This window comes from Parasphingomonas zepuensis (assembly GCF_036663735.1).
Taxonomy (GTDB): Bacteria; Pseudomonadota; Alphaproteobacteria; order Sphingomonadales; family Sphingomonadaceae; genus Sphingomonas.
Genome location: NZ_JAXOJO010000007.1, coordinates 151,372 through 175,517 on the forward strand (window position 1 = coordinate 151,372; position 24,146 = coordinate 175,517).

Annotated in this window: 22 protein-coding genes; 7 read left to right on the plus strand and 15 right to left on the minus strand. The window is 66.0% G+C overall.

Annotation, left to right across the window (positions count from 1 at the left end):
* Positions 1–7: 7 nt before the first annotated feature.
* The 3 genes from U1769_RS22390 to U1769_RS22400 form a co-directional block, all read right to left on the minus strand.
* The gene (locus U1769_RS22390; protein ID WP_332720287.1) at positions 8–1,024 is read right to left on the minus strand and encodes a glycosyltransferase family 2 protein; all 1,017 of its coding nucleotides are present in this window, start codon (positions 1,022–1,024) and stop codon (positions 8–10) included.
* 68 nt (positions 1,025–1,092) lie between these two features.
* Positions 1,093–3,183, minus strand: a complete 2,091-nt coding sequence (locus U1769_RS22395) for a RelA/SpoT family protein (RefSeq protein WP_332720288.1) — start codon at positions 3,181–3,183, stop codon at positions 1,093–1,095.
* 147 nt (positions 3,184–3,330) lie between these two features.
* Positions 3,331–3,645, minus strand: a complete 315-nt coding sequence (locus U1769_RS22400) for a CC_3452 family protein (RefSeq protein WP_332720289.1) — start codon at positions 3,643–3,645, stop codon at positions 3,331–3,333.
* A 130-nt stretch (positions 3,646–3,775) separates the two neighbouring features.
* Here U1769_RS22400 and U1769_RS22405 point away from each other — a divergent pair, with 130 nt between their 5' ends.
* Positions 3,776–4,255 (plus strand): winged helix-turn-helix transcriptional regulator, encoded by a 480-nt coding sequence (locus U1769_RS22405; protein ID WP_332720290.1) that lies wholly within the window; start codon positions 3,776–3,778, stop codon positions 4,253–4,255.
* Positions 4,256–4,257: 2 nt separating this feature from the next.
* On the opposite strand, the gene U1769_RS22410 is transcribed toward U1769_RS22405, so the two are convergent.
* The 3 genes from U1769_RS22410 to U1769_RS22420 form a co-directional block, all read right to left on the minus strand.
* Positions 4,258–4,686, minus strand: a complete 429-nt coding sequence (locus U1769_RS22410) for an acyl-CoA thioesterase (RefSeq protein ID WP_332720292.1) — start codon at positions 4,684–4,686, stop codon at positions 4,258–4,260.
* A 35-nt stretch (positions 4,687–4,721) separates the two neighbouring features.
* Positions 4,722–6,506 (minus strand): sensor domain-containing diguanylate cyclase, encoded by a 1,785-nt coding sequence (locus U1769_RS22415; RefSeq protein WP_332720293.1) that lies wholly within the window; start codon positions 6,504–6,506, stop codon positions 4,722–4,724.
* Positions 6,507–6,575: 69 nt separating this feature from the next.
* Positions 6,576–7,781: an LL-diaminopimelate aminotransferase gene (locus U1769_RS22420; RefSeq protein WP_332720294.1), complete on the minus strand. Its 1,206-nt coding sequence runs from the start codon at positions 7,779–7,781 to the stop codon at positions 6,576–6,578.
* Between the two features lie 110 nt (positions 7,782–7,891).
* On the opposite strand from U1769_RS22420, the gene U1769_RS22425 reads away from it, so the two are divergent.
* The 3 genes from U1769_RS22425 to clpS all read left to right on the plus strand — a co-directional run bounded on the left by U1769_RS22425 (position 7,892) and on the right by clpS (position 11,145).
* Positions 7,892–9,628, plus strand: a complete 1,737-nt coding sequence (locus tag U1769_RS22425; protein ID WP_332720295.1) for a PHA/PHB synthase family protein — start codon at positions 7,892–7,894, stop codon at positions 9,626–9,628.
* 123 nt (positions 9,629–9,751) lie between these two features.
* Positions 9,752–10,630 (plus strand): phasin family protein, encoded by an 879-nt coding sequence (locus tag U1769_RS22430; RefSeq protein WP_332720296.1) that lies wholly within the window; start codon positions 9,752–9,754, stop codon positions 10,628–10,630.
* A gap of 176 nt (positions 10,631–10,806) precedes the next feature.
* On the plus strand, positions 10,807–11,145 hold the full coding sequence (clpS, locus tag U1769_RS22435) for an ATP-dependent Clp protease adapter ClpS (protein WP_332720367.1): 339 nt from the start codon (positions 10,807–10,809) through the stop codon (positions 11,143–11,145).
* A gap of 29 nt (positions 11,146–11,174) precedes the next feature.
* Here the strand turns inward: clpS and U1769_RS22440 are convergent, their stop codons facing one another.
* A complete protein-coding gene (locus U1769_RS22440; RefSeq protein ID WP_332720368.1) occupies positions 11,175–11,873 on the minus strand; it encodes a Crp/Fnr family transcriptional regulator in 699 nt (232 codons plus the stop codon).
* Between the two features lie 183 nt (positions 11,874–12,056).
* Here U1769_RS22440 and murA point away from each other — a divergent pair, with 183 nt between their 5' ends.
* Positions 12,057–13,340, plus strand: coding sequence for a UDP-N-acetylglucosamine 1-carboxyvinyltransferase (gene murA / locus U1769_RS22445; protein WP_332720297.1), 1,284 nt, complete (start codon positions 12,057–12,059; stop codon positions 13,338–13,340).
* Here the strand turns inward: murA and U1769_RS22450 are convergent.
* Positions 13,337–14,128 (minus strand): hypothetical protein, encoded by a 792-nt coding sequence (locus U1769_RS22450; RefSeq protein WP_332720298.1) that lies wholly within the window; start codon positions 14,126–14,128, stop codon positions 13,337–13,339. The genes murA and U1769_RS22450 overlap by 4 nt on opposite strands.
* Before the next feature lie 146 nt (positions 14,129–14,274).
* On the opposite strand from U1769_RS22450, the gene U1769_RS22455 reads away from it, so the two are divergent.
* On the plus strand, positions 14,275–15,591 hold the full coding sequence (locus U1769_RS22455) for an NAD(P)/FAD-dependent oxidoreductase (RefSeq protein ID WP_332720300.1): 1,317 nt from the start codon (positions 14,275–14,277) through the stop codon (positions 15,589–15,591).
* Between the two features lie 43 nt (positions 15,592–15,634).
* On the opposite strand, the gene U1769_RS22460 is transcribed toward U1769_RS22455, so the two are convergent.
* The 7 genes from U1769_RS22460 to lgt all read right to left on the minus strand — a co-directional run bounded on the left by U1769_RS22460 (position 15,635) and on the right by lgt (position 22,310).
* Positions 15,635–16,963: a cystathionine gamma-synthase family protein gene (locus tag U1769_RS22460; RefSeq protein ID WP_332720301.1), complete on the minus strand. Its 1,329-nt coding sequence runs from the start codon at positions 16,961–16,963 to the stop codon at positions 15,635–15,637.
* A 289-nt stretch (positions 16,964–17,252) separates the two neighbouring features.
* Positions 17,253–18,425, minus strand: a complete 1,173-nt coding sequence (locus U1769_RS22465) for an ATP-binding protein (protein WP_332720302.1) — start codon at positions 18,423–18,425, stop codon at positions 17,253–17,255.
* A 142-nt stretch (positions 18,426–18,567) separates the two neighbouring features.
* A complete protein-coding gene (gene pgeF, locus U1769_RS22470; RefSeq protein ID WP_443030442.1) occupies positions 18,568–19,335 on the minus strand; it encodes a peptidoglycan editing factor PgeF in 768 nt (255 codons plus the stop codon).
* A complete protein-coding gene (locus U1769_RS22475) occupies positions 19,323–19,841 on the minus strand; it encodes a GNAT family N-acetyltransferase (RefSeq protein WP_332720303.1) in 519 nt (172 codons plus the stop codon). Before U1769_RS22475 ends, pgeF begins: the two co-directional genes overlap by 13 nt.
* Positions 19,838–20,347 (minus strand): GNAT family N-acetyltransferase, encoded by a 510-nt coding sequence (locus U1769_RS22480; RefSeq protein WP_332720304.1) that lies wholly within the window; start codon positions 20,345–20,347, stop codon positions 19,838–19,840. The genes U1769_RS22475 and U1769_RS22480 overlap by 4 nt, the downstream gene beginning before the upstream one ends.
* Positions 20,344–21,390, minus strand: coding sequence for a class I SAM-dependent methyltransferase (locus U1769_RS22485; RefSeq protein WP_332720305.1), 1,047 nt, complete (start codon positions 21,388–21,390; stop codon positions 20,344–20,346). Before U1769_RS22485 ends, U1769_RS22480 begins: the two co-directional genes overlap by 4 nt.
* A 41-nt stretch (positions 21,391–21,431) precedes the next feature.
* Positions 21,432–22,310 carry a prolipoprotein diacylglyceryl transferase gene (lgt, locus tag U1769_RS22490; protein ID WP_332720306.1) on the minus strand — a complete coding sequence of 293 codons (879 nt, stop codon included), beginning with the start codon at positions 22,308–22,310 and terminating at the stop codon, positions 21,432–21,434.
* A 65-nt stretch (positions 22,311–22,375) separates the two neighbouring features.
* On the opposite strand from lgt, the gene U1769_RS22495 reads away from it, so the two are divergent.
* A complete protein-coding gene (locus U1769_RS22495) occupies positions 22,376–24,079 on the plus strand; it encodes a class I adenylate-forming enzyme family protein (protein WP_332720307.1) in 1,704 nt (567 codons plus the stop codon).
* The last annotated feature ends 67 nt before the right edge of the window (positions 24,080–24,146 follow it).

Below are 24,146 nucleotides of genomic sequence, written 5' to 3' on the forward strand. Positions count from 1 at the left end.
CGCGGCTCTACACGGCCGGAGGCGAAACCGTGTCGGGCGGCAGCGTGGCACTCACCTCCGCGCGATATCCGAGCGTCGCCCGCCCCTGAACCGGCCCTGCGATATCCGCGACGAGATAGAGCGGCCGGCGCTTCGATTCGACATAGAGCCGGCCGATATATTCGCCGATCATGCCGAGCACGAACATCTGCACCGCGCCGAGCAGCACCACCACCAACATGGTCGAGGTCCAGCCCTGCACTGCGCTGCCGGTGAGGAAGCCGATCGCGATATAGACGAACAGCAGCAGCGACGCGCCGGTCAGGGCGAGGCCGACATGGCTGGCGAAACGCAAGGGCGCGGTCGAGAAGCCGGTGACGGCGTCGAGCGCGAAGCGGATCATCTTGCCGAGCGGATATTTGGTCTCGCCAGCATGGCGTTCGGCCCGGTCGTAGACGAACGGCACCTGGCGGAAGCCGACCCAGGCGACCATGCCGCGGATGAAACGCGCCTGTTCGGGCAAGGACAGGAAGGCATCGAGCGCGCGCCGGCTCATCAGGCGGAAATCGCCGGTGTCGAGCGGGATCGGCGTGTCCGTGATGCGATCGAGCATGCGATAGAAGATCGCCGCCGTCGCCTTCTTGAAGATGCTCTCGCCCTCGCGCTTGCGGCGCACGGCATAGACGACATCGGCCTGCTGCGCCGTCATCGCGGCGCGCATGTCGCTCAGCAATTCGGGCGGATCCTGCAGATCGGCGTCGATGATCAGGATCTGCTCGCCCGCGCACAGATCGAGGCCCGCGGTCAGCGCGAGCTGATGCCCGTGATTGCGCGACAGGTTGATCGCGACGAGATGCGGATCGGCGGCGGCGATGCGCTGCATGGTCGGCCAGCTGTCGTCCCGCGAGCCGTCATTGACGAACAATATCTCGAAATCCTCGCCCACCGCCGCCCGCGCTGCCGCGGCGACGCGGGCATGGAGCAACTCGAGACAGGCGGCCTCGTTATAGCAGGGAACGACGACTGAAAGGGCAGGACGGTGCATGGGCGCGCTCTTTAGCGCCATGTCGCGGGTCCGTCATGGAAAGATTGCGCCGGATCGGGCGCGGGAGACTAGACCCGCTCGACCATGTTCACTGCGTCGGCCGCGCGGAGCGCTGCCATCAGGCGAGTCAGATGGTGCAGGTCGTGGACCTCGACATCGATCGTGTTGGTGTGAAAGCCGGTGTCGCGGTTGTCGAGCCGCATGTTGACGATATTGGCCTTTTGCGCGCCGATGATCGTCGCGATCACGCCGAGCGCGCCGGGCTCGTTCTTGACCTCGACCGCGATGCGCGCGGTCGCGCCTTCGGTCTTGTTGCCCCAGGCGAGATCGACCCAGTCGGCATCGTCGCTGTCGGCCAGGCGCGGGCAGTTGATCGCGTGGACCTCGATCCCCTCGTTCGGGCGGCGCACCCCGACGATGCGGTCGCCCGGCACCGGGTGGCAGCATTCGGCGAGATCGAAGGCGACGCCCGGCGTCAGCCCCTTGATCGAGATCGCGCTGGTCTGCATCGGCATCTCGCGCACCGTGCCGGTTCCGCCCGAGCCCGGCATCAGCGCCTCCATCACCTCGGCATCGGTGATGCGGCGCCGCGCGATCGCTTCCATCAGCGCCAGCTCGTCCGTCAGCTTGAGCCGCTGCAGCGCCGCGCCGATTGCGCCGGTGCCGAGCGGTGCCGGCAGGTGGCGGACGATCTCGTCATAGATCTTGCGGCCCAGCGCCTGGGTCTCCTCGCGCTCCTTGTGGCGCAAATGGCGGCGGATCGCCGCGCGGGCTTTGCCGGTGATCGCGAAGCTCAGCCAGTTCGCCTGCGGCTCCTGCGCCTTGGACCGCAGGATCTGGACCTGGTCGCCATTCTCGATGCCGGTCTTCAGCGGCACGACCCGGCCGTTGATCTTCGCGCCGACCGCCTGGTCGCCGAGATCGGTGTGCACGGCATAGGCGAAGTCGATCGGGGTCGCGCCCTTGGGTAGCTGGTACAGCTCGCCCTTCGGCGTGAAGGCGAAGATCCGATCCTGGTACATCGCCATGCGGGTATGCTCGAGCAGCTCTTCCGGGCTTTCGGCATTGTCGAGGATCTCGACCAGGTCGCGGATCCAGCTCACCTGGGTCTCGGGGCGGACCTTGTCCTGCTTGTAGGCCCAGTGCGCGGCGAGGCCGAGTTCCGCCTCCTCGTGCATTTCGGCGGTGCGGATCTGGATCTCGACCCGGGTATTGTCGGCATGGATCACGCTGGTGTGAAGCGAGCGATAGCCGTTGCGTTTCGGGGTGGAGATATAATCCTTGAACCGGCCCGGGACCATCGGCCAGCGGCGATGGATCACGCCGAGCGCCTGGTAACACGCCTCCTCGCTCGGCACGATCGCGCGGAACGCCATGATGTCGGACAGCTGCTCGAAGCTGATGTGCCGTTCGGCCATCTTCTTCCAGATCGAATAGGGATGCTTCTCCCGCCCCGAGACGTCGGCATCGATGCCGTGGCGGGAAAGCAGCAGCTTCAGGCCCGATCCGATCTTGGCGATGCGGTCCCCGCCGCCTTCCTTCAGTTGAGTCAGGCGCTTGTCGATCGAGGCATAGGCCTCGGGCTCGAGCTCCTTGAAGGCGAGCGTCTGCATCTCCTTCATGAACTCGTACATGCCGATCCGCTCGGCCAGCGGGGCATAGATGTCCATCGTCTCGCGCGCGATGCGGCGGCGCTTCTCGGGCTTGGGGATGTAGTGGAGCGTCCGCATGTTGTGCAGCCGGTCCGCCAGCTTGACCAGCAGCACGCGGATATCGTCCGACATGGCGAGCAGGAATTTGCGGAGGTTCTCCGCGGCGCGCTCATTCTCGGTCTGCGCCTCGATCCGCGACAGCTTGGTGACACCGTCGACCAGCCGCGCGACGGCCGGGCCGAACAGCTTCTCGATCTCCTCGATCGTCGCGACGGTGTCCTCGACCGTGTCGTGCAGGATCGCGGTGGCGATCGTCTCGTCGTCGAGATGCAGTTCGGTCAGGATGCCGGCCACCTCGATCGGGTGGCTGAAATAGGGATCGCCCGAGGCGCGTTTCTGCGTGCCATGGGCGTTGACCGAGAAGACATAGGCGCGGTTGAGCAAAGCCTCGTCGGCTTGCGGGTCGTAATCGAGGACCCGGTCTACAAGTTCATATTGTCTCAGCACCCGCTCAAGATGGGGCGGGGCGGCGTTGCTTTGCAACAACCTTCTGAAAAAGATGGCGCTGTGGGCAACGCGTGCGGAGCCGCGCGGGGCGACACCCGGCTAAAAGACCCCGGCCGCGGCACGGTTGCCGCGGCCGGGAGGGGGAGATTATTTCGCTCGCGCGTTGCACTTTGCGAGCGCCTCGGCATCGAACGCCTGGCCGCCGGCGGTGAAGGCGCTGAGCGCACCGGCGCGCTGCACGATCATCTGGCAGACGATGGTGTCGCGGGCGGGCGCCTTGTTGGCGGTGAACCCGGTATCGCGCCACTTCCACAGCAGATTGCTGGTGATCACGCTGGTCTTGGTCGGCTGAGCGACCGGCGTCGCGACATAATAGCCGGCCGCCGGCTCCTGGGCGAAGCCTGGCGACGACATCAGTGCCGAACCAAGCAGCGCTGCGGCGATCGGGAATATGCGGGTCATGTCGTCCTCCTTATAAAATACGTTGCGGATCACTACCTACTTGGATAAGTCCTAAGTTGCAACTGAAAACTTATATGACGTTTCCATGTCGGGCAATTTGCGATAGGCTCCACGCGTCGAGAGGAATGAGATGGGCGGTAAGGTTCGTGAGGTACTGAACGTATGCAGCCTGCCTGCAGCGCTCGAGGCCATGGGCGAACGCTGGAGCTTCATGATCCTGCGCGCCGCGTTCAACGGCCTGTATCATTTCGAGGAATTCCAGTCCGAGCTGGGCATCGCCCGCAATATCCTGGCGAACCGGCTCGCCCGGCTGGTCGAGCACGACATCCTGACCCGCGAGGCGATGCCCGAGGATCGCCGCAAGATCGAATATCGCCTGACCGAAAAGGGCGCCGCGCTGCTGCCGACGATGATCGCGCTGCGCCAATGGGGCGAGCGCTGGGAGACCTGCATGCCGGCGACGCCGGTGCTGGTCGATGCGCGCGACAAGCGCCCGATCGGCCCGATCGAGGTACGAGCCTGGGACGGGCGGGTGCTCACCAAGCAGGACCTGCTCTGGGCGCTGCCCGAGGACGTCGTGCCCGAAGCCGAGATGCGGGCGGCGGAATAGCGTCAGCCCTGCGGCAGGCGCTCCAGGAACGCCCGGGCGTCTGCCGCGATCGGGACGGGTTTTCCGGTCGGCAGGTGAACGTTGACGATCACCATGTCGATCACCGTATGCAGCGCGCCGGTGTCGGCGTGGCACAGTTCGAAACGCTGCGTGAGGCTCGAGGTCCCGATCCGCTCGATGCGCACGAACGCCTCGATCCGGTCGCCGAAGACGAAAGGCCTGAGATAGTCGATCTCGGTGCGGCGGACATGGAATTCGGTCTCGGTCCAGGCTGCGCCAAGCGCTTCGCCGATGCCGGTCCAGTCCCAGAACTCGCCCGCCGCGACATCGGCATATTCGAGATAGCGCGAGTTGAAGACGACCTTCTGGCCGTCGATCTCGGCATAACGGACCTTGAAGCTGGTGGAGAAGGCGAAGCCGGGTCGGGTCATGCCGCGGCGATGGCGCGCGCCGCGCCCGCCGTCAATCAGGCCGGCGCTCCGGGCGCGATCTCGATCCGGTTGCGGCCGCGGGCCTTTGCCGCATAGAGCGCGATATCGGCCGCGCGGAACGCCTCGTCGATCGTCGTGCCGGCCGAGAGGGCGCGGAGCCCCATGCTGGCGGTGATCAGCAAGGGTTCCTCGATCCCCGGCACGGGCCGTTCCGCGAGCGTCCGGCACAGTCGCTCGCACACTTGCCCAGCCTCCGCCACCGAAAGACCCGCGAGCAGCAGGCCGAATTCCTCGCCGCCGATCCGCCCGATCGCGTCGCCCGGGCGTAGATTCTCGCGCAGCAGATCGGCCAGCATGATCAGCGCAGCGTCGCCGGCGGCATGACCATAAGTGTCGTTGACCCGCTTGAAATAGTCGAGATCGAGCAGCCCCAGAGTCGCCGGGTGGTCGGGCGCGTGGCCTAGCGCTTCCTTCACCTTGTGGCGGAAGGCGCGGCGATTGAGCAGGCCGGTCAGCGGATCGGTGCTGGCGGCGCGGCGCAATTCGTCTTCGCGCAGTTTGCGATGGTCGAGGTCGCGGACCACGCTGAATACGGAGGTGACCCGGCCCGTTTTGTCGCGGACCGCGCGCATGTTGGATTCGAACCAGGCCACTTCGCCATTGGCCTTGGTTGCGCGATATTCGACCGTGAACACCTGTTCGGGCGTGCCGAGCGCCAGGACATGCACTGCGCTGGTCTTTTCGCGGTCGGCGGGATGAATCAGCACGGCGGCGTTCAGGCCGATCAGGTCGGCGGGATCGAAATAGCCGAGCTCGCGCACTGCGGGCGAGACGAAGCGGATCGTGCCGTCCGGCTCCAGCGTCATCATGATGTCGGTCGCCTTGTCCGTCATCAGGCGATAGCGCGCTTCACTCTCGCGCAGCTCGGCCAGCAGCAGGTCGCGCTGCACCAGGGTCGCGGCGACGGGCAGCGCTGTCACGAACAGCACGACCAGATAGAATTGGAAGAATTGGAGCCGGCCGGCATCACCGGCCTGCATCAGCGTCATCGGCCCATGCCCGGACGTCGTCAGCACGCCGCCGATGAGCGCGACGATGAGGATGCCGACCGCGGCGCCGAAGCGCTGAAACGCGAAGGTGCCGATCAGCAGCGGCACAACCGGCAGGAATAACAGCGGCAGGCCATTTTGATAGAAGACGAAAAAGGTCGTCGCGATAAGCAGCAGGATCGCGCCGATCGCCTTCAAGCTACCCCCTCTGGCATGGAAGAGCGGCCAGTCGATATCGCGCCGCGTCAACTGCATGGCGAGCGGCGCCGCGATCAGATTGCCCACGCCGTGGCCGAGGATCCAATCGAACAGGGCGGTGAGGAAGCCAAGCGGAAGCAACAGGCTGGCCAGCCCGGCACCGACCAGGCCGCTGGTGGTGGGCGCGAGCACGCCGGCGGCAAGCCCGAACAGTGCGATCGAGCGCGTGTCCGCGAAGCGGGTGCGGTGGACGCCCCAGCGCCTGAGCAGCCACGCCGCCAGCACGCCTTCGCCGACATTGGCGAGGGCGAGCGGCAACGCAGCCACCGGGATCGGCGAGAAGAGCTGCGAGGCAGTCCAGGTCCCGGCGATCGCGGCGACGATGAGCGGCGGCCAGCGCCGCGGCGACGTGAGGCAGAGCAGCGCGATGAGCGGTGCGTTTGCCAGCCAGAGCAGGGCGATCCCGTTGCTCAGCCGCGTGAGCAGGATCGCGCCCGCGGCGAGCACGAAATACCCAAGGCCGATGCCGATGATGGCGGCCGGCGACGGCGCCATGGAGAGAACACGAGCCATTGCCCCAGCAATAGCCGCAAGTATCGAACCTGCCTAACTAATGTTAGGAGTCGATCGCCGGCCGCAGGATCAGCCGGTCCGCGCCGGCGTATTGACGCCCATGCTCTGGAGATAGCGTTTCACATTGCGCGCAGCCTGGCGGAGCCGCTGCTCATTCTCCACCATCGCGATGCGCACATAGCCTTCGCCATTCTCGCCGTACCCGACGCCCGGCGCGACCGCGACCTTCGCGTGGGTGAGCAGCTGCTTGGAGAATTCCAGGCTGCCGAGATGCGCGAGCGCCGGGGGCAACGGCGCCCAGGCGAACATCGAGGCGCGCGGTGCCGGAATGTCCCAGCCGGCGCGACCGAAGCTTTCGATCATCACGTCGCGGCGGCGCTGATAGAGCTGGCGGTTCTGCTCGACGATGTCCTGCGGCCCGTTGATCGCGGCGACGGCAGCCGCCTGGATCGGGGTGAAGGCGCCGTAATCGAGATAGGATTTCACGCGGGTCAGCGCCGAGATCAGCTGCGGGTTGCCGACCGCGAAGCCGATTCGCCACCCCGCCATCGAATAGGTCTTGGAGAGCGAGGTGAACTCGACCGCGACATCCTTGGCGCCGGGAACCTGCAGGATCGAAGGCGTCGGATTGCCGTCATAATAAAGCTCGGAATAGGCCAGGTCGGACAGGACCCAGAGCTTGTGCTCCTTCGCGAAGGCGACGACGCGCTCGTAAAAGGCGAGATCGACCACTTCGGCGGTGGGATTCGACGGATAGCCCATCACCAGCACCGACGGGCGCGGCACGGTGAACGCCATGGCGCGTTCGAGCGACTCCCAATAATGTTCGTCCGGCGTGGTCGGCACGCTGCGGATCGTGGCGCCGGCGATGATGAAGCCGAACGTGTGGATCGGATAGCTCGGATTCGGGGCGAGCACGACATCGCCGGGCGCGGTGATCGCCTGGGCGAGATTGGCGAGCCCCTCCTTCGAGCCGAGCGTGACCACCACCTCGGTATCGGGATCGAGATCGACGCCGAAGCGCCGCTTGTAATAGCCCGACTGGGCCTTGCGCAGGCCGGGAATGCCCTTCGACGCCGAATAGCCGTGCGCGTCGGGCTTGCGCGCGACTTCGCAGAGCTTGTCGATCACGTGCGGCGGCGGCGGCAGATCCGGATTGCCCATGCCGAGATCGATGATGTCCTCGCCCGTCGCTCGCGCTTCCGCCCGCATCGCATTGACTTCGGCGATGACGTAAGGGGGCAGGCGCTTGATGCGATAGAAATCGTCGGACATGGCTTCTTCCGGTTTGAGGAGCCCGCCCCTTACGACATTCGTGCGCGCTCGGGAATGACGGACATGCCCGGGTGCGTTAGGGTGGGGTAAATTCGCCACCGAGGACCGTCATGGCCGAGACCGACACGCCCGATCTGCCCCTGCCGAGCCTCGAGGAGCTGCAGCACTGGACCTGGGTGCTGGGCCGCGCGCAGCAGATGCTGCTCGAACAGGGCCTGTCGACAGCCGCGGCCGAGCAGCAGGAGCTCGGGCTGCCGGTGATTCCCGGCCTCAACGATGCGGCGACGATCGGCCGGGCCGAAGCCTTCTGGACTGACAGCCTCGCTCTCTGGCAGCGCTTCCTCGATCCCCAGGCCCCGGCCGCCGACGACCGCCATGCGCGCGACAAGCGCTTCGCCGATCCGCAATGGCGCGAGAACCCGGTGTTCGACTGGATCCGGCAAAGCTATTTCCTGATCTCCGATCACCTGCTCGGCGGGATCGACGCACTGCCCGGGGTGGAAGAGCGACAGAAGGAGCAGCTGCGCTTCGCCGCCCGGGGTTTTCTCGAGGCAATGAGCCCCAGCAATTTCCCGGCGACCAACCCGGTGGTGCTGCAGAAGACGATCGAGACGGGCGGCGAGAATCTGCTCAAGGGCCTGCACAACATGCTGGCCGATCTCGCCAAGGGTCAGCTGACCCATACCGATCCGAATGCGTTCGAGGTCGGGCGCAATCTCGCCACCACGCCCGGCAAGGTGGTGAAGCGCACCCCGCTCTACGAGCTGATCCAATATTCGCCGACGACCGAATCGGTATTGGCGGTTCCGGTGGTGATCTTTCCGCCGTGGATCAATCGTTTCTACATCCTCGATCTGACGCCGGAGAAGAGCTTCATCCGCTGGGCGGTCGACCAGGGCATCACGGTCTTCATGGTCTCGTGGAAATCCGCCGACGCCAGCATGAGCGAGGTGGTGTGGGACGATTATGTCGAGGCGCAGATCGATGTGATCGACACGATGCGCGGCGGGCTGAAGGTCGATGCAGTCCACGCGATCGGCTATTGCGTCGCGGGCACCACGCTCGCTGCCACGCTGGCCGTGCTCGCGGCGCGCGATCAGGCGGCTAAAGTGAAGAGTGCGACCTTCTTCACCGCCCAGGTCGATTTCGCCCGGGCCGGCGAATTGCTCAACTTCGTCGACGACGAGCAACTGGCGATGATCCGCAATCTCGCGCCCGAAGGGTTCATCGACGGCCGCTACATGGCGCTGACCTTCAACCTGCTGCGCGGGCGCGACCTGATCTGGAACTACGTCACCAACAATTACCTGCTCGGGCAGGATTATGTGCCGTTCGATCTGCTTCACTGGAATGGCGACACGACCAATCTGCCGGCCAAATGGCATATGAGCTACCTGACCGATCTCTACCGCGACAATCTGCTGGTGAAGCCCGGCAGCCTGTCGGTCAGCGGCACGCCGATCGACCTGACCATCGTGAAGACGCCGTCCTATATCCAGGCAGGCCGAGAGGATCATATCGCGCCGGCCGAAAGCGTGTGGAACATCACCCATATCTTCAGCGGACCGATGAAGTTCGTGCTCGCCGGATCGGGCCATATCGCCGGGGTGGTCAACCCGCCGGCGCTCGGCAAATATCAATATTGGCTGAACCCGGCGCCGGTCGGGACGCTTGCGGAGTTCATCGCCGGCGCGACCGAGACGAAGGGCAGCTGGTGGCCCGACTGGCTTGCCTGGCTGCATGACCGGGACGATTCCACCGTGCCGGCCAAGGGCGCCCGGGTGCCCGGCGAAGGTGCGCTCGAAGCCATCGAGGATGCGCCCGGGAGTTATGTGCGAGCACATTAAAACCCTTTATTTGCAATGTGATGTCCGCAGCATGAAGCTTATGTTGCGCTGCAACAAAATCTCTTGCGGAAAGCGCGGCACTAACCTATATTGCACTGCAGCAAGCAGTATGAGGAGGCCTTTATGGCCAGCAAGGGGCGCAAGCCCGCATCACCGGCCAAGGCTCCGGCAGCACCGGAATCCAAGCCAGTCGTGAAGGCACCGGCCAGGGCTGCAGTCGTCGCCAAGGCGCCTGCGGCAAAGCCAGCCGCCAAGCCTGCCGCAGCACCGGTTGCCGCCAAGGCGGCCGCAGCACCGGTTGCCGCCAAGGCGGCCGTGGCAGCGGCTCCCATCGCAGCGAAACCGGTTCCGCCGGTCGCCGCCAAGATCGAGCTGCCCGCGCCTGCTTCCGCCGCCCCCGCGGCGATCGAGCCGGTGACGAACCTGGTGGCCGAAGCCGCAGTAAAGGCTCCCGAGCCCGAGAAGATCCTCGAAACGATCGCTGAAACCGTCCCCGAAACCATTGATGCCGTTACGCCTGTCGCGACAGCGCCGGCCGCCATCATCCAGAAGGAAGTGAAGACCATGGAAGCCAATCTGAAGAACGCCGCCGAGAAGGCCCAGACCCTGTTCGCCGAAGCCAACGAGCGCGCCAAGGCCGCCGTCGAGAAGGGCACCAAGCTGTTCGAGGAAGCCAATGAATTCTCGAAGGGCAACATCGAAGCGATCGTCGAGTCCGGCAAGATTGCCGCCAAGGGCTTCGAGAGCTTTGGCCAGGACGCAGCCGACTACAGCCGCAAGCAGTTCGAAGGCGCGACCGCCGCGCTGAAGAGCCTGTCGACGATCAAGTCGCCGACCGACTTCTTCAAGCTGCAGAGCGATTACGTCCGCTCGTCGTTCGACTCGATCGTCGCGCAGACCTCGAAGAACACCGAAGCGATGCTGAAGCTTGCCGGCGAGGTCGCTCAGCCGATCTCGAACCGCGTGGCGCTCGCCGCCGAGAAGGTGAAGATCGCCGCGTAATCACGCGAACGATCGTAAAAAGGGAAAGGGCGGTCCTGCGGGGCCGCCCTTTTCATATGCGCCGTGCGGCGGCGCCCGGTGCCGAAAACGGGGGCGATCGCGCGCTACCCCTTGCCCTTGGCGCCCGGCTTGCCATATTTTCGCTTCACATGATCGATCAGCACAGCACGACGGCAATGGCCGAACGCCGCGATGGCGAAGGTGGTGGTGATGACGAAGGCACTGGCCTCGGCATCGCGACCCGTACCCGCACGCGCACCAAACAGCCGACGCCCTATCGGGTGTTGCTGCTCAACGACGATTATACGCCGATGGAATTCGTCGTCCTGGTGCTCCAGCGCTTCTTCCGCATGGACATGGAGGCCGCGACGCGCGTGATGCTGCACGTCCATCAGAAGGGCGTCGGGGTGTGCGGCGTGTTCAGTTACGAAGTGGCGGAAACCAAGGTCGCCCAGGTGATCGAGTTCGCCCGACAGAACCAGCACCCGCTGCAATGCACGCTGGAAAAGGCCTGAGGCCTTAAAAAGGCGCTCCGCTGCAGCGGTCAGCGCGATGCGGGCAGCCACCCGAGATCGAGCCCGGCATAGCGATCGACGAAATTCGCGGCGCGTTGCAGCGCGCGCTCGTCGGTGAGCGTCACCCGGCCGGCCTCGCGCGCGATGATGTTCTCGTCCTCCAGCTGCCGGAGCATGCGGTTGACATGGACCGCGGTGAGGCCCGTCGCGTCGCCAATCTCCTCCTGAGTCAGGCCCAGCGTGAAGGTCGTGTCGAGCCGCTTGTCGAGCATGCGCATCCGGTTGCGCATCTCGAGCAGGATGCCGGCCACCCGCGCCTTGGCCGAGGTGCGGCCAAGCGCCGCCAGCCGGTCGGTCAGCGCGGCGCGCTCGATCTGGTTATAGACCATGATCAGCGCGGCGAGGCGGGGATGGTCGCCGATCAGGTTGCTCATCGCGCTCCGCTCGAACGGGCTGACCACCGCGTCGGTCAGCGCGGTGATCGTCTCCGGCGCCTCGCGATAGACGAGCGACGACACGCCCATCATGTCACCCGGGAACAGGAAGCGCAGGATCTGGCGGCTGCCGTCGTCGAGCAGCACCGAGCTCATCATCGTGCCCTTGCGCAGGATGAACAGCTCGTTGCAGCGGTCATTCTCGCGCTGCAGCGTCGCGCCGCGCCGCAAGTGGCGCTCGCGCTCCTCAAGCTGTTCGAGCGCGCGGTGTTCCCCAGGCGTCAGCGCGACCATGCCGCTCAGTCGTTCGGCGAAACAGCTACCTGGCACTCAAAGATTCCCCCAATCCGTGATACGCCAGAGCATCGCAGGAGAATCAGTGCATTAAAGTCGATCAAGCACCTTCACGGTCGCGATAAGCGGCCGGGCCACCGAGCCGCTACTTGCGCGGGCGCGCGCAGGCGATAGAAGCCGGCAATGGACCGTATCCTCATCCGCGGCGGCAACCGTCTTTCGGGCCGCCTGCCCATCTCCGGCGCGAAGAACGCAGCGCTCACCCTGATGCCCTGTGCCCTGCTCACCGAGGAACCGGTGACGCTGCGCAACCTGCCGCGACTGGCCGATGTGGACAGCTTCGGGCACCTGCTGAACCAGCTTGGCTGCTCGACTCAGATCGAGGGCGCGCGGCCGGAGGATTTCGGCCGGGTGATGACGATCCGCGCCGGCAAGCTGACCGCGACCGAAGCGCCGTACGATATCGTGCGCAAGATGCGCGCGTCGATCCTGGTGTTGGGGCCGCTGATCGGGCGCGCGGGCGAAGCGACGGTGTCGCTGCCGGGCGGCTGCGCGATCGGCAATCGTCCGATCGATCTTCATCTCAAGGCGATGGAGGCGCTCGGCGCCGAGATCGAGCTGACCGCGGGCTATGTGAAGGCCGTGGCGCCAGGTGGCAGGCTGCCGGGCGGGCGCGTGACCTTCCCGATCGTTTCGGTCGGCGCGACCGAGAACGCGCTGATGGCAGCGGCCACCGCAAAGGGCCCGTCGATCATCGAGAATGCGGCGCGCGAGCCGGAGATCGTCGATCTCTGCAACCTGCTCGTCGCGATGGGCGCGTCGATCTCCGGCATCGGCACCGAGACGATCGAGATCGAGGGCCGGGACCGGCTGCACGGCGCAACCTACCGCGTGATGCCCGACCGGATCGAGGCGGGCAGCTATGCCTGTGCCGCGGCGATCACGGGCGGCGCGCTGGAACTGGTCGGCGTGGCGATGGACGACATGCGCGCAACGGTCGCCGCGCTGGTCGAGGCCGGCGTCACGGTCGAGGAACGCGCCGACAGCCTGTTTGTCGAGGCGACCGGCCGGCTGGGTCCGCTGACTCTCTCCACCGCGCCCTTTCCGGGCTTCGCGACGGACATGCAGGCGCAGTTCATGGCGATGCTGACTCTGGCCGACGGCGCCAGCGTGCTGACCGAGACGATCTTCGAGAACCGCTACATGCACGTGCCGGAGCTGGCGCGGATGGGTGCCGATATCCAGGTGCGCGGGCGGACCGCGGTGGTGCGCGGCGTCGACAAGCTCGTCGGCGCCCCGGTGATGGCGACCGATCTGCGTGCCTCGATGAGCCTGATCCTCGCCGGCCTCGCCGCCGAAGGGGAGACTCAGGTCCAGCGCGTCTATCATCTCGATCGCGGCTATGAACGGCTCGAGGAAAAGCTCAGCGCAGTGGGTGCAGATATCGAGCGCGTCAGCGACGGCTAACGCCACCACCCTTCGGTCTGCGGCGTCCACCAGCGCGCGGCCGCGGCGATGCGGTCGCCATAATCGGGCCAGTCCGGACAGACCAGCGGCAGATCGAGCGCGGTGGCGAAGCGCGCGATCGCGGCTTGATCGAGCCGGTCCGGCACGCCGCCCTGTTCGCGACAGGCGAGCCGCCACAATTCCATTTCCTGCCCCCAGAAATAGAGCGATTCCGCGCCGATATTGGCCTGGATCCGCCTGACATCGTCCCATTTCTGCGGCTCGACGAACTTCGCCCAGATATCCGCCTGCAGGCTGTCGACGCGCGCATCGGGCCGCCAGGTCAGCGCGTCGTCCTGTACCACGCGGATCTTGGATTGGGCCTCGGGCGGCAGCTGAGCGAAGATGCCGAGCGCCTCGATCAGCGCGATCACATGCGGATCGCGCTCGACCACGGTGACTCGATCGACCGCCGGGTGCAGCGCCACGTTCGCCGCGCACCACCCCATGCCCATGCCGAGCACCACGGTATGGCCTTGAGCGGTCGCAATGCCGATCTCCTGGCTCTCGATCTCCATAGGGACGATCGACATCCAGCTGGCCGCGTCGTCCTCGACCGGCCCGGTCAGGATGACGGTGCCCGTCATGGCATAGGTCTGGCCCCAATAGCCGCGCGCGCCCATCATCGCGATGATCCTGACCGACCATGGCCCCCATACCCCCGGCCGATAGCGCGGAAACCATAGCGGGCTCGTGAAATTGCCCAGCAGCGCAAGGGGATCGAGCCCAGCTTCGTCGGCACTTGTCATTCAGGCCCCCCCGGCGGTTATCGAACCATCGGTTATCGATTTTATGGTCCAGTTCAAGCTGGCAGGGATGGTCCCAATTCCGCTCGCCAATAGCCGCGCGGCTGGTATCGTGCCGGATCGACCGGGTCTTTCTTCGGAGACAGCGATTGAGTGAGCGCAAGATCCAGATCGTGGTCGTGGGGGGCGGGGCCGGCGGCCTCGAGCTGGTGCGGCGGCTCGGCGCGAAATATGGTCGCAAGCGGCACGACATCATCCTGGTCGAGCGCAACCGCACGCATATCTGGAAGCCGCTGCTGCACGAGGTCGCGGCGGGATCGCTCGACGCCAATCTCGACGAAGTCGGCTATCGCAGCCATTGCCACCGCTGGGGCTATCGTTTCTTCTTCGGCGCGCTCGAGAGCATCGACCGCGAGCGCCGGGAGGTGTTCGTCGCGCCGCTGCTCGACGATGACGGCACCGAGCTGATCGCCCGCCACGCGATCCGCTACGATTATCTCGTGCTCGCGGTCGGATCGGTGACCAATGACTATGGCACGCCAGGCGCCCGCGAGCATTGCATGGTGCTCGACGATCGCAGCCAGGCCGACCGGTTCCGCAACCGCCTGCTCAACCACTGCCTGCGCGTATCGCGCGCGATGAGCGTCGATCCGGCGTCCGATGCGCATGTCCGCATCGCGGTGGTCGGCGGCGGGGCGACCGGCGTGGAACTGACCGCCGAGCTGTTCAATTCGGCCGCGGCGCTGCGCTATTACGGGCTGGAGACGTTCGACGAGAGCCGGCTGGAGGTGACGCTGATCGAGGCCGGGCCACGCATCCTGCCGGCACTGCCCGAAAAGCTGGCGGCGGCGGCGCAGGGCGAACTCGAGACGCTCGGCGTGCGCGTGCTGACCGATACGCGCGTGACCGAAGTGACCGCCGATGCGATCGTCACCGGCGGGGGCGAACGGATCGCCAGCGAGCTGCGCGTGTGGGCGGCGGGCGTGCGCGGCGCCGACACTCTCGACCATATCGGTGGGCTGGAGACCAACGCCAACAACCAGCTGCTGGTGCGGCCGACGCTGCAGACGACGCTTGACGATCGCGTCTTCGCGCTGGGCGATTGCTGTTCCTGCCCCGATCCCGCGACGGGTCGCCCGGTGCCGCCCCGCGCTCAGGCAGCGCATCAGATGGCGACCAGCGTCTTCCACAATCTCGTCCGGCTGATGGAGGGGCGGCCGCTACGGCAGTTCGACTATCACGACCATGGCTCGCTTGTGTCGATCAGCCGCTTCTCGACGGTCGGCAGCCTGATGGGCAATCTCGTCGGCGGCCGCATGGCGATCGAGGGACGCCTGGCGCGGTTCGTCTATGTCTCGCTCTATCGCATGCACCTGATCGCGATCCATGGCTGGCTGCGCGGCATCGGGCTGATCGTGATCGGCCGGGTCAACACCATCATCCGGCCGCGGCTGAAGCTGCACTGACCCTGGAGTCGTTTGCAGCTTCGCCGTCTCATTGAAAACGACCTCAAATCGAATCCAGCGCCTGTTCGAAATCGGCGATCAGATCGTCCGCGTCCTCCACGCCGATCGAGATGCGCACCAGATTGTCGGTGATCCCCAGCGCCTGCTTGCGCGCATCGGGCACCGACAGATGCGTCATTGCTGCCGGGTGGCTGGCAAGCGTCTCGGTGCCGCCGAGGCTGACCGCGAGCTTGGCGATCTTCAGCGCATCGAGAAAGGCGAAGGCCTCGGCCTCGCCGCCCTTGATGATCAGCGAGAAGGTCGATCCGGCGCCCGTGCAGTGGCGGCGATAGATATCGGCCTGGCGCTCCATGCCCGGCGTATCCTCGAGGAAACCGAGATAGCCGACCCGCTCCACCTTGGGATGGCCGCGCAGATATTTGCAGACCTTGACCGCATTCTCCCCGGCGCGGCTCATCCGCAGTTCGAGCGTCTCCAGGCTGCGCAGCAGCATCCAGGCGGTGTTGGGATCGCAGATCGTGCCGATCGTGTTGCGCATCGACCGGATGACGTTGATCTGCTCCTTGTTGCCGAGCACGCCGCCGGCGACGAGGTCGGAATGGCCGCCGGCATATTTGGTCAGGCTGTAGACGACGATATCGGCACCGTGCTTGAGCGGCTGGAGCCAGAGTGGCCCGAGAAAGGTGTTGTCGATCGCGATCGGCGGCTTTTCCGCGGCGTTGGCGAAGATCGCGTCGCGGCTCGCGGCAACGGCCTGGATATCGACCAGCGCGTTGGTCGGGTTGGCCGGGCTTTCGAGATAGATCAGTGCGACGCGGCCGGTTGCCGCCTTGGCCATCACCGCATCGATCTCCTCACGCGTCGCGCCGGCGGGGAAATCGAGCCAGTGCACGCCGAAGCGGCCGAGCACCCGGGCGATCAGCGTTTCCGTCGCGGCGTAGAGCGGGCCGGAATGGACGATCGTGTCGCCGGGACGGACCATGGCGAGGAATAATGTGGCGATCGCCGACATGCCGGACGAGAAAGCGAGCGCATCCTCGGCTTCTTCCCAGATACCCAGCCGGTCCTCGAGAATCTCCTGGTTCGGGCCGTTGAAGCGCGAATAGACCAGCCCCTCGGCACCGCCCGGGCGCTTGCCGGTAACGCCCTCGAAATGGCGCTTGCCGGCTGCGGCGTTGGGAAAGACGAAGGTCGACGTCAGGAAGATCGGCGGCTTCAATGCGCCTTCGGAGAGCATCGGATCATAGCCATGGCCCATCATCATCGTGGCCGGGCTGAGCTTGCGGTCGCCGATCTTCTCGACCGAGGGCTTGGCCTTGGTCCGTGCCGCGACGCCGGTCAGATCGGCTTCGGTTTCGTCGTTGTTCGTCATGAGTGATGTCCCGTTCGAGGCTGCTCGCGGGATGCTAGCCCGCGATAGTCGCACTTGATACCAGTTAGATCGGGCGCGGCCATATGTTCCCGTTGCGTAACCAGCCTCGGTGCCGGTCGTTCCGTGATGAGGTCGTTTAAGCGCGTCGCGATCGAGTTTGAATCGAGGCGTGTGCAGCGCGCTTGCTGGAAATGTCATGCAGGTCGCTGACATTTTTTCGTTTGCAGCAATTAATATATTTATGTTATAAATCAGCCTATTAGCTTATTTCTCGTACATCCGCGGGGGGTCATATGCGCCCCGCCTTATCCAACGCAGTGCTAGCGACTTGAAGCGGCATAACTTCGATGCCCTCCCGCAACGGATAGCTTTCCGAACCCGGATAGATGACAATTCGTCGCTCCGGTTTCAGATCCGCGCAGGCCTGATGAAAGCCGCGCTCCAAAGTGGGTGCCAGGCTCCGTTTGACTTCGAGCGCCCAAAGCGCGCCGCCTGGCAACGTCAGCAACAGATCGATCTCCGCACCGGCGGCTGTGCGGTAGAAATTCGCCTGCGTCCCTTCCGGCGCGGCCGCGATCAGCGTCTCTATAACGAAGCCTTCCCAGCTTGCTCCGGCCACCGGATGGCCAAGCACGTCCTCCAGCGTGGCCAGGCCAAGCAGCGTGTGAACGAGACCGCTATCGCGCACATAGACGCGCGGCGACTTGACCAGCCGCTTGCCGGCGTTGGCGTGCCAGGGCTCCAATCTGCGGACCAGCAGCAGATCGACGAGGAGATCCAGATAAGCAGCGACGGTCTTGCCATCGACGCCTAGCGAACGCGCGAACTCGGAAGCGTTGAGCAAGCCGGACTGGTGATGGGCCAGCATGGTCCAGAAGCGTCGGAGGGTCTCGGCGGCAATGCGCGGCCCCAGCATCGGCACGTCGCGCTCGAGATAGGTGCGTATGAAGTCCTGGCGCCAGCGCTGGCTGAGGCGGTCGTCGGCGGCAAGGAAGCTGTCGGGGAAGCCACCGCGGTTCCACAGGTTCGGCAGATCTTCGGACGGAACCTCCAGCCCGTCGATGGGTCCCATTTCGAGATAGCTGATACGCCCGGCGAGACTTTCCCCGGACTGGCGGAGCAAATCCAGCGAAGCCGATCCGAGGAGCAGGAAACGGCCGGTCCGACGTCCCCTGCGCCTGCCCTCGTCGATGAGACCGCGGAGGATCTGGAACAGGCCCGGGAGCCGGTGAACCTCGTCGAGGATGACGAGCTTGTCCTCGTGGTCGGCGAGGTAGAGTTCGGGATTCGCCATCCGGGCACGATCCGCATCGGATTCGAGATCGAGATAGAGCGAGGGACGCTGATCGCCGATCAAGAGTGCGAGGGTGGTCTTGCCGACCTGGCGCGGCCCAATAAGGGCAACGGCGGGTGTGGTGTCTAATCGATCCAATAAATGGGCGGTGATTCTGCGTTCGATCATCCTCGCATTTATGGATTAGAATTCCAGATTTGCAAGGTTGTGCGGGGACGCCGGAGCAAGTACTCCCGACCGGGAGAGAACCATCGCTTCGTCGATGACGCGGCAATAGCACCAGTATCAGACGGGGAGCCGCCGAACCGGGTCAGCCCGGCAGACCGATGATCGAGACCTGCCGGCCATAGCCCGGCTCGCCGCGGTGGGTGGCGCGGCGGAAGCTGAAGAAATGGTCCGCGTCGGCATAGGTGTCGAGGCCGAGCAGTTCGATCCGGGTGAGGCCGGCGGCGGCGAGGCGGTGCGCGACATAGGCTTCGAGATCGAACTGGTAATGGCCGGGCCGGCCGGGCGCGAAGAAGCGTTCATTGGCCGGATCATGTTCGCCGAAGCGCCGGATGAACGATTCGTCCACTTCATAACTTGCCCGCGCGATGCACGGGCCGATCGCGGCGGCGATGCGATCGCGCCGCGCGCCGAGCGCTTCCATCGCCGTGATCGCCGCGTCGGTCACGCCGCCGATGGCACCTTTCCAGCCGGCATGCGCCGCGCCGACCACACCGGCCGTGCGGTCGGCAAGCAGGACGGGCGCGCAGTCCGCGGTCAGGATGCCGAGCGCGAGACCGGGCCGGTCAGTCACCAGGGCATCGCCCTCAGGCCGGCCGTCGATCGGCCCGAGCACCGTCACGGCGTCGGCCGAATGAATCTGGTAAAGCGTGACGAGCGTGCCGTCCGGCAGGACCGCCTCCGCCGCGAGCCGGCGATTCGCCTGCACCGCTTCGGCATCGTCGTCCGAGCCGAGACCGACATTGAGCCCGGCATGGATGCCGGTCGAGAGGCCGCCGCGCCGTCCGAGAAAGCCATGCGGCACGCCTTCGAGCGCCCGGGCGCGGATGATCTCGACACTCACAACAGGCACCGCCAGATGCGGTCGTCATGCACCTGATGGCCAGTAACGAAATCGCACCGACCGACCTCGGAAAAGCCGTGCCGGGCGTAGAAGCGCTTCGCCCGCTGGTTGTGATCGAATACCGCGAGATAGATTTCCGGCGCGCCCCGATCCCGTGCCGTGCCGAGCGCCCATTCCGTCAGCCTATCGGCCATGCCGGTGCCCTTGTACGCCTCGACGACATAGAGCTGGCGCAGCTCCATCGCCGCGGGATGAGCGCCTTCGAACGACAGCGTCAGCGGCGAGAGCTTGATATAGGCGACCGGCACATCGTCGACGAATGCAGCGCGCCAGTCGATCGTCGGATCGCCGAGATCGCGCTGCATCTGCCCGGCCGGGCCATAGGACTGGTCGAGATAGATTTCGAGCGGTCCGGGATCGATCACGGAACTGAAGGCCTGAGCGAAGCAGTGTCGCGCCATCGCCGACAGGGCCGGGCCATCGGCGGGCCCCGGCGTGCGATAGGTGACGGTCACAGCACCAGCCGCATGATGCGATCGTCGTCGATCGTCTCGCCGACACGGAAGGCGTAGCGGCCGATCTCGCGAAAGCCGTAACGCTCGTAGAAGCGATGCGCGCGATGGTTGTCGACATAGACGCTGAGGATGACCTCCTTCGCGCCGTGGCTGCGGGCATGGTCGAGCGACCAGTCCATCAGCACCGGCGCGACGCCCTGGCCCTGCCAGGGCGCGAGCACGTAGAATTGGTAGAGCTCGATCGCGTCCGGCCGCCATTCGCCCGGGAAGGTGACCGGGCCCATCTTGACGAAGCCGATGATCTGGCCGTCGTCGAGCGCGAGCCTGATGGCGAAATCGGGATCGGAGAGCTGCGACGGCAGGCCGTTCGCGCCGAACGCGTCGTCGAGAAAGGCGGCCAGGTCCGACTGGCGGTAGAGGTTGCCGAAGGTTTCGGTAAAGGCGCGCCGCGCCATTGCGGAAAGCGCCGGGCCGTCGATCGTGCGGGCGTCGCGATAGGTGATCATGCGAAGCCCGCCGGCGCCGGCCAGCCGGGCGCCCCGACCGCCAGCGCCTTGAACAGGCTGCCCATCGTCTCGGTGAGCCGCGCGCGATCGGCCGCGATCGAATCGGCGCGTTCGGGCGATGCAGCCGCCAGAGCAGCGGCGCGGGCTTCGATGCCGAGCGCAGTCAGCAATGCGCCCTGGTCCACCGGACCGAAGGCGTGCGGGCCCTCGGCCTGCGCAGCGGCGGCGAGGGTGGCGAAATCGACATGCGCAGTCAGGTCCTGCTCTCCCGGTTGATCGAAGGGGTTGGCGAAGGCGTGGCCGCGCACTGCCTGGAGCGTGTCGCCGATCGCCGGCCCTTCATAGCCATAGTCGATCGCGAGTACAGCGCCGCCCTGGGCCGCGATCCGCTGCGCCAGCGCACGCATCACCGCGACGCTGGCGGGCGACGTCTCGATCACCGATCCGGGCGGCGCGGCGCGCAGCGCGGGCGGGATGACCGAATCCGGGACCTGCTGGCCCGCGATCGGCAGGAACAGCAGATCCTGGCAGGCGACCAGCCGTTCGTGCCAGACGTCGAGCGCCTTCACGAGCTGGCGGACCGGCAGGGCGTCGAAGAATTCATTGGCGACGATCAGCAGCGGACGGTCGGTCGGGAGGGTCGCGATATCGTCATGCCAGGTCGCGGCCGGCACGCGCTGCGCCTGTTCGGCACGCAGCGTCGGGCTGGTCTCGACGAAATGCACCGGCGGCGTCAGCCCGGCTCGCTCCATCGCCCGCAGCGCATCGGCGGAGAGCGTGCCGCGGCCCGGGCCAAGCTCGACCCAGGCGATGTCGGGCCGCCCGGCGCGGTCCCACAGGTCAGCGCACCACAGGCCGATCAGCTCGCCGAACATCTGGCTGATCTCCGGCGCGGTGGTGAAATCGCCGGCCGCGCCGAGCGGATCGCGCGTCGCATAATAATGCGCGTTGGCGGCCGCCATGAACTGGGCGATCGAGATCGGCCCGGCCAGCGTGATCGCGCGGGCGAGCCGATCGGCTAGAGGGGGCTCGGCTTCGGTCATATCGCTTGGACCCCCCGCCTGCGCGGGGGAACGGCTCCGGTTCACGCGACGCTCTCGCTCCCGGCTATCGGCTCGATGCGCTGGCGGCGCGTCTTCGAGGTCGCGATCAGGTAGATGCCGCCGACGATCATCGGCAGGGTCAGAATCTGGCCCATATGGATGGTGGTGGCGAAGAAAGTGCCGGCGAACTGCGAATCGGGCTCGCGGAAGAACTCCACGGTAAAGCGCGCGAGGCCGTAGAACAGCAGGAACAGGCCGACGAGCTTGCCCGGATCGTAGCGCGCCTTGGTACGCCAGAAGGCGAACCACAGGATCGCGAACAACAGGATTCCTTCAAGCCCGGCCTCGTAGAGCTGGCTTGGATGGCGCGCCGGATCGAGGCCGCCGAGCACGGTGCGCGGGAAGACGATCGCCCAGGCCACGTCGGTCGGCTTGCCCCAGAGCTCGCCGTTCACGAAATTGGCGAGGCGGCCGAAGAACAGGCCGAAGGGTACGCAGCAGGCGAGATAATCGTGGATGCGCAGCCAGTTCAGCTGATGGCGCCGTGCGAACAGGATGATCGCCAGCGAGGTGCCGATCATCCCGCCATGGAAGGACATGCCGCCGTCCCACAATTTCAGGATCTGGACCGGATTGAGGAACATCGCCGGCGCGTAGAAGATCACATAGCCGATCCGCCCGCCCAGGATGATGCCGAGCGTGGCGTAGAACACCAGATCGTCGGCATGGCGCCGCGCCATCGGGCTGCCCGGCTGCGCGATCAGCTTCAGCAGATACCACCAGCCGAGCAGGATGCCCGAGATATAGGCGAGCGAATACCATTTGATGTCGAAGAAGCCGAGCTTCAGCGCCACAGGGCTGAGTCCGAGCTGGTCGAAATGCAGATGGTTCGGCGCAGCGGCGAGGGCAGTAAGGATCAAGGCTTTTCCCCAAGGGTTCGCGCCTCCATAAAGGCCCATAACGACAAGACCAAGTGGAGAGAGCGATGCGCAGCGAGCTTGACCGGCGAATGGACGAGGGGCTGGCCATGCTCACCGGTGCGGGCGCTCCGCTCGCGCTCGGCACGATCGCGCTGAACGGGGTCGATCTGCCGCTGATCGCGACCGCACCCCCGGCGCTCCCTTATTATTTCGCGCATTACAGCGCCGAGCATGCCGACAAGATATTCCTCGTCGCGGGTGCCGAGCGGCTGACCTTCGCCGAAGTATATGCCGAGGCCGAGAAGGTCGCGAGCGCGCTGATCGGCAAGGGGCTGGGGCGCGGCGAGCGGGTGGGGATCGCGATGCGCAACTCCCCGTCGTGGATCGCGCTCTATATGGGCATCACCATGGCCGGCGGGGTCGCCTGCCTGCTCAATGGCTGGTGGCAATCGGAGGAACTGGCCGAGGCGATCGCCGATGTGGGCTGCTCCCTGGTGGTCGCCGATCCGCCCCGCGCCGTGCGGCTCGGCGTTATCGACGACCTGGCGGTGCCGGTGGTCGCGATCGACGATCTGCAGCCGCTGGCCGAGGCGCTGGCGCCGCTGACCCGGGACTGGCCAAAGACAGCGCTGCCGGGCCTGAGCGGGGACGATCACGCGACGATCCTGTTCACCTCGGGATCGACCGGCCAGTCGAAAGGCGCGCTGAGCGATCACCGCGCGGTGCTGCAGGGCGTGTTCAACTATCTCGCCCAGGCGCTGGTCATGCTCGGCATCGCCACGAAGGACGGCAATCCGCCCCAGGGCCAGCCGGCGACCCTGCTCAACGTGCCGCTGTTCCATGTCACCGCCGAAGTGCCGGTGTTCCTCCAGAGCTTCGCCATGGGCCGCAAGCTGGTGCTGATGCCGAAATGGGATGCGGAGGAGGCGATGCGGCTGATCCAGGCGGAGGCGATCAGCTATTTCGTCGGCGTGCCGCTGATGAGTTTCGAGATCCTGACTCATCCCAACCGACCGAACTATGATCTCTCGACCGTTACCGACTTCGCCGCCGGCGGGGCGCCGCGCCCGGTCGAGCATGTCCGGCGGATCAAGGAGGAGATGGGCGGGGGCGCGCCGCTGCTCGGCTACGGCCTGACCGAGACCAACGGCATCGGCTGCGGCAACTGGCGCGATAATTATCTCGCCAAGCCCAATTCGACCGGGCGCGCTTCGGCGCCACTGGTCGATCTCGCCATCCTCGATCCGGCCGGCCGGCCGGTCGCCGCGGGCGAGCGGGGCGAAGTCGGCATCCGCTCGGTCGCCAATTTCAAGGAATATTGGAACCAGCCCGCAGCCACCGCGGCGGCCTTCACCGCCGACCGCTATTTCCTGACCGGGGACATCGGTTATCTCGACGAGGACGGCTATCTGTTCATCGTCGACCGCAAGAAGGACATCATCATCCGCGGCGGCGAGAACATCTCCTGCCAGGAAGTCGAGGCCGCGATCTACGAACATCCCGCCGTGGCCGAGGCAGCGGTGTTCGGCCTGCCCGACGAACGGTTCGGCGAAGTACCGGGTGCGGTGGTGAAATACCGCCCCGGCGAGGAACTGACGCCCGACCAGCTCTGCGCCTATCTCTATGCGCATATCGCTGCGTTCAAGGTGCCGGCGCGGATCTGGACGGCCGAGGCGCCGCTGCCCCGGCTGGGCACGGAGAAGATCGACAAGGTCGGGCTCCGAGCGACCTATCAGGCGATCGCGGCGGCGGAGGCCAGGGCCGGCTGATCTGCCGTTCGTGCCCGAACGAACCGGAAGCGGGGCCCTTTCCCCGATAGGGACCGCACGATAGAGC

Excerpts from the sequence above, each read along its gene's own strand:
- U1769_RS22390 (WP_332720287.1), bottom strand. The coding sequence starts at position 1,024 with ATGCACCGTCCTGCCCTTTCAGTCGTCGTTCCCTGCTATAACGAGGCC.
- U1769_RS22400 (WP_332720289.1), bottom strand. The coding sequence starts at position 3,645 with ATGACCCGCATATTCCCGATCGCCGCAGCGCTGCTTGGTTCGGCACTG.
- U1769_RS22405 (WP_332720290.1), top strand. The coding sequence starts at position 3,776 with ATGGGCGGTAAGGTTCGTGAGGTACTGAACGTATGCAGCCTGCCTGCA.
- U1769_RS22410 (WP_332720292.1), bottom strand. The coding sequence starts at position 4,686 with ATGACCCGACCCGGCTTCGCCTTCTCCACCAGCTTCAAGGTCCGTTAT.
- U1769_RS22415 (WP_332720293.1), bottom strand. The coding sequence starts at position 6,506 with ATGGCTCGTGTTCTCTCCATGGCGCCGTCGCCGGCCGCCATCATCGGC.
- U1769_RS22420 (WP_332720294.1), bottom strand. The coding sequence starts at position 7,781 with ATGTCCGACGATTTCTATCGCATCAAGCGCCTGCCCCCTTACGTCATC.
- U1769_RS22425 (WP_332720295.1), top strand. The coding sequence starts at position 7,892 with ATGGCCGAGACCGACACGCCCGATCTGCCCCTGCCGAGCCTCGAGGAG.
- U1769_RS22430 (WP_332720296.1), top strand. The coding sequence starts at position 9,752 with ATGGCCAGCAAGGGGCGCAAGCCCGCATCACCGGCCAAGGCTCCGGCA.
- clpS (WP_332720367.1), top strand. The coding sequence starts at position 10,807 with ATGGCCGAACGCCGCGATGGCGAAGGTGGTGGTGATGACGAAGGCACT.
- U1769_RS22440 (WP_332720368.1), bottom strand. The coding sequence starts at position 11,873 with ATGGTCGCGCTGACGCCTGGGGAACACCGCGCGCTCGAACAGCTTGAG.
- murA (WP_332720297.1), top strand. The coding sequence starts at position 12,057 with ATGGACCGTATCCTCATCCGCGGCGGCAACCGTCTTTCGGGCCGCCTG.
- U1769_RS22450 (WP_332720298.1), bottom strand. The coding sequence starts at position 14,128 with ATGACAAGTGCCGACGAAGCTGGGCTCGATCCCCTTGCGCTGCTGGGC.
- U1769_RS22460 (WP_332720301.1), bottom strand. The coding sequence starts at position 16,963 with ATGACGAACAACGACGAAACCGAAGCCGATCTGACCGGCGTCGCGGCA.
- U1769_RS22465 (WP_332720302.1), bottom strand. The coding sequence starts at position 18,425 with ATGATCGAACGCAGAATCACCGCCCATTTATTGGATCGATTAGACACC.
- U1769_RS22480 (WP_332720304.1), bottom strand. The coding sequence starts at position 20,347 with ATGATCACCTATCGCGACGCCCGCACGATCGACGGCCCGGCGCTTTCC.
- U1769_RS22485 (WP_332720305.1), bottom strand. The coding sequence starts at position 21,390 with ATGACCGAAGCCGAGCCCCCTCTAGCCGATCGGCTCGCCCGCGCGATC.
- U1769_RS22495 (WP_332720307.1), top strand. The coding sequence starts at position 22,376 with ATGCGCAGCGAGCTTGACCGGCGAATGGACGAGGGGCTGGCCATGCTC.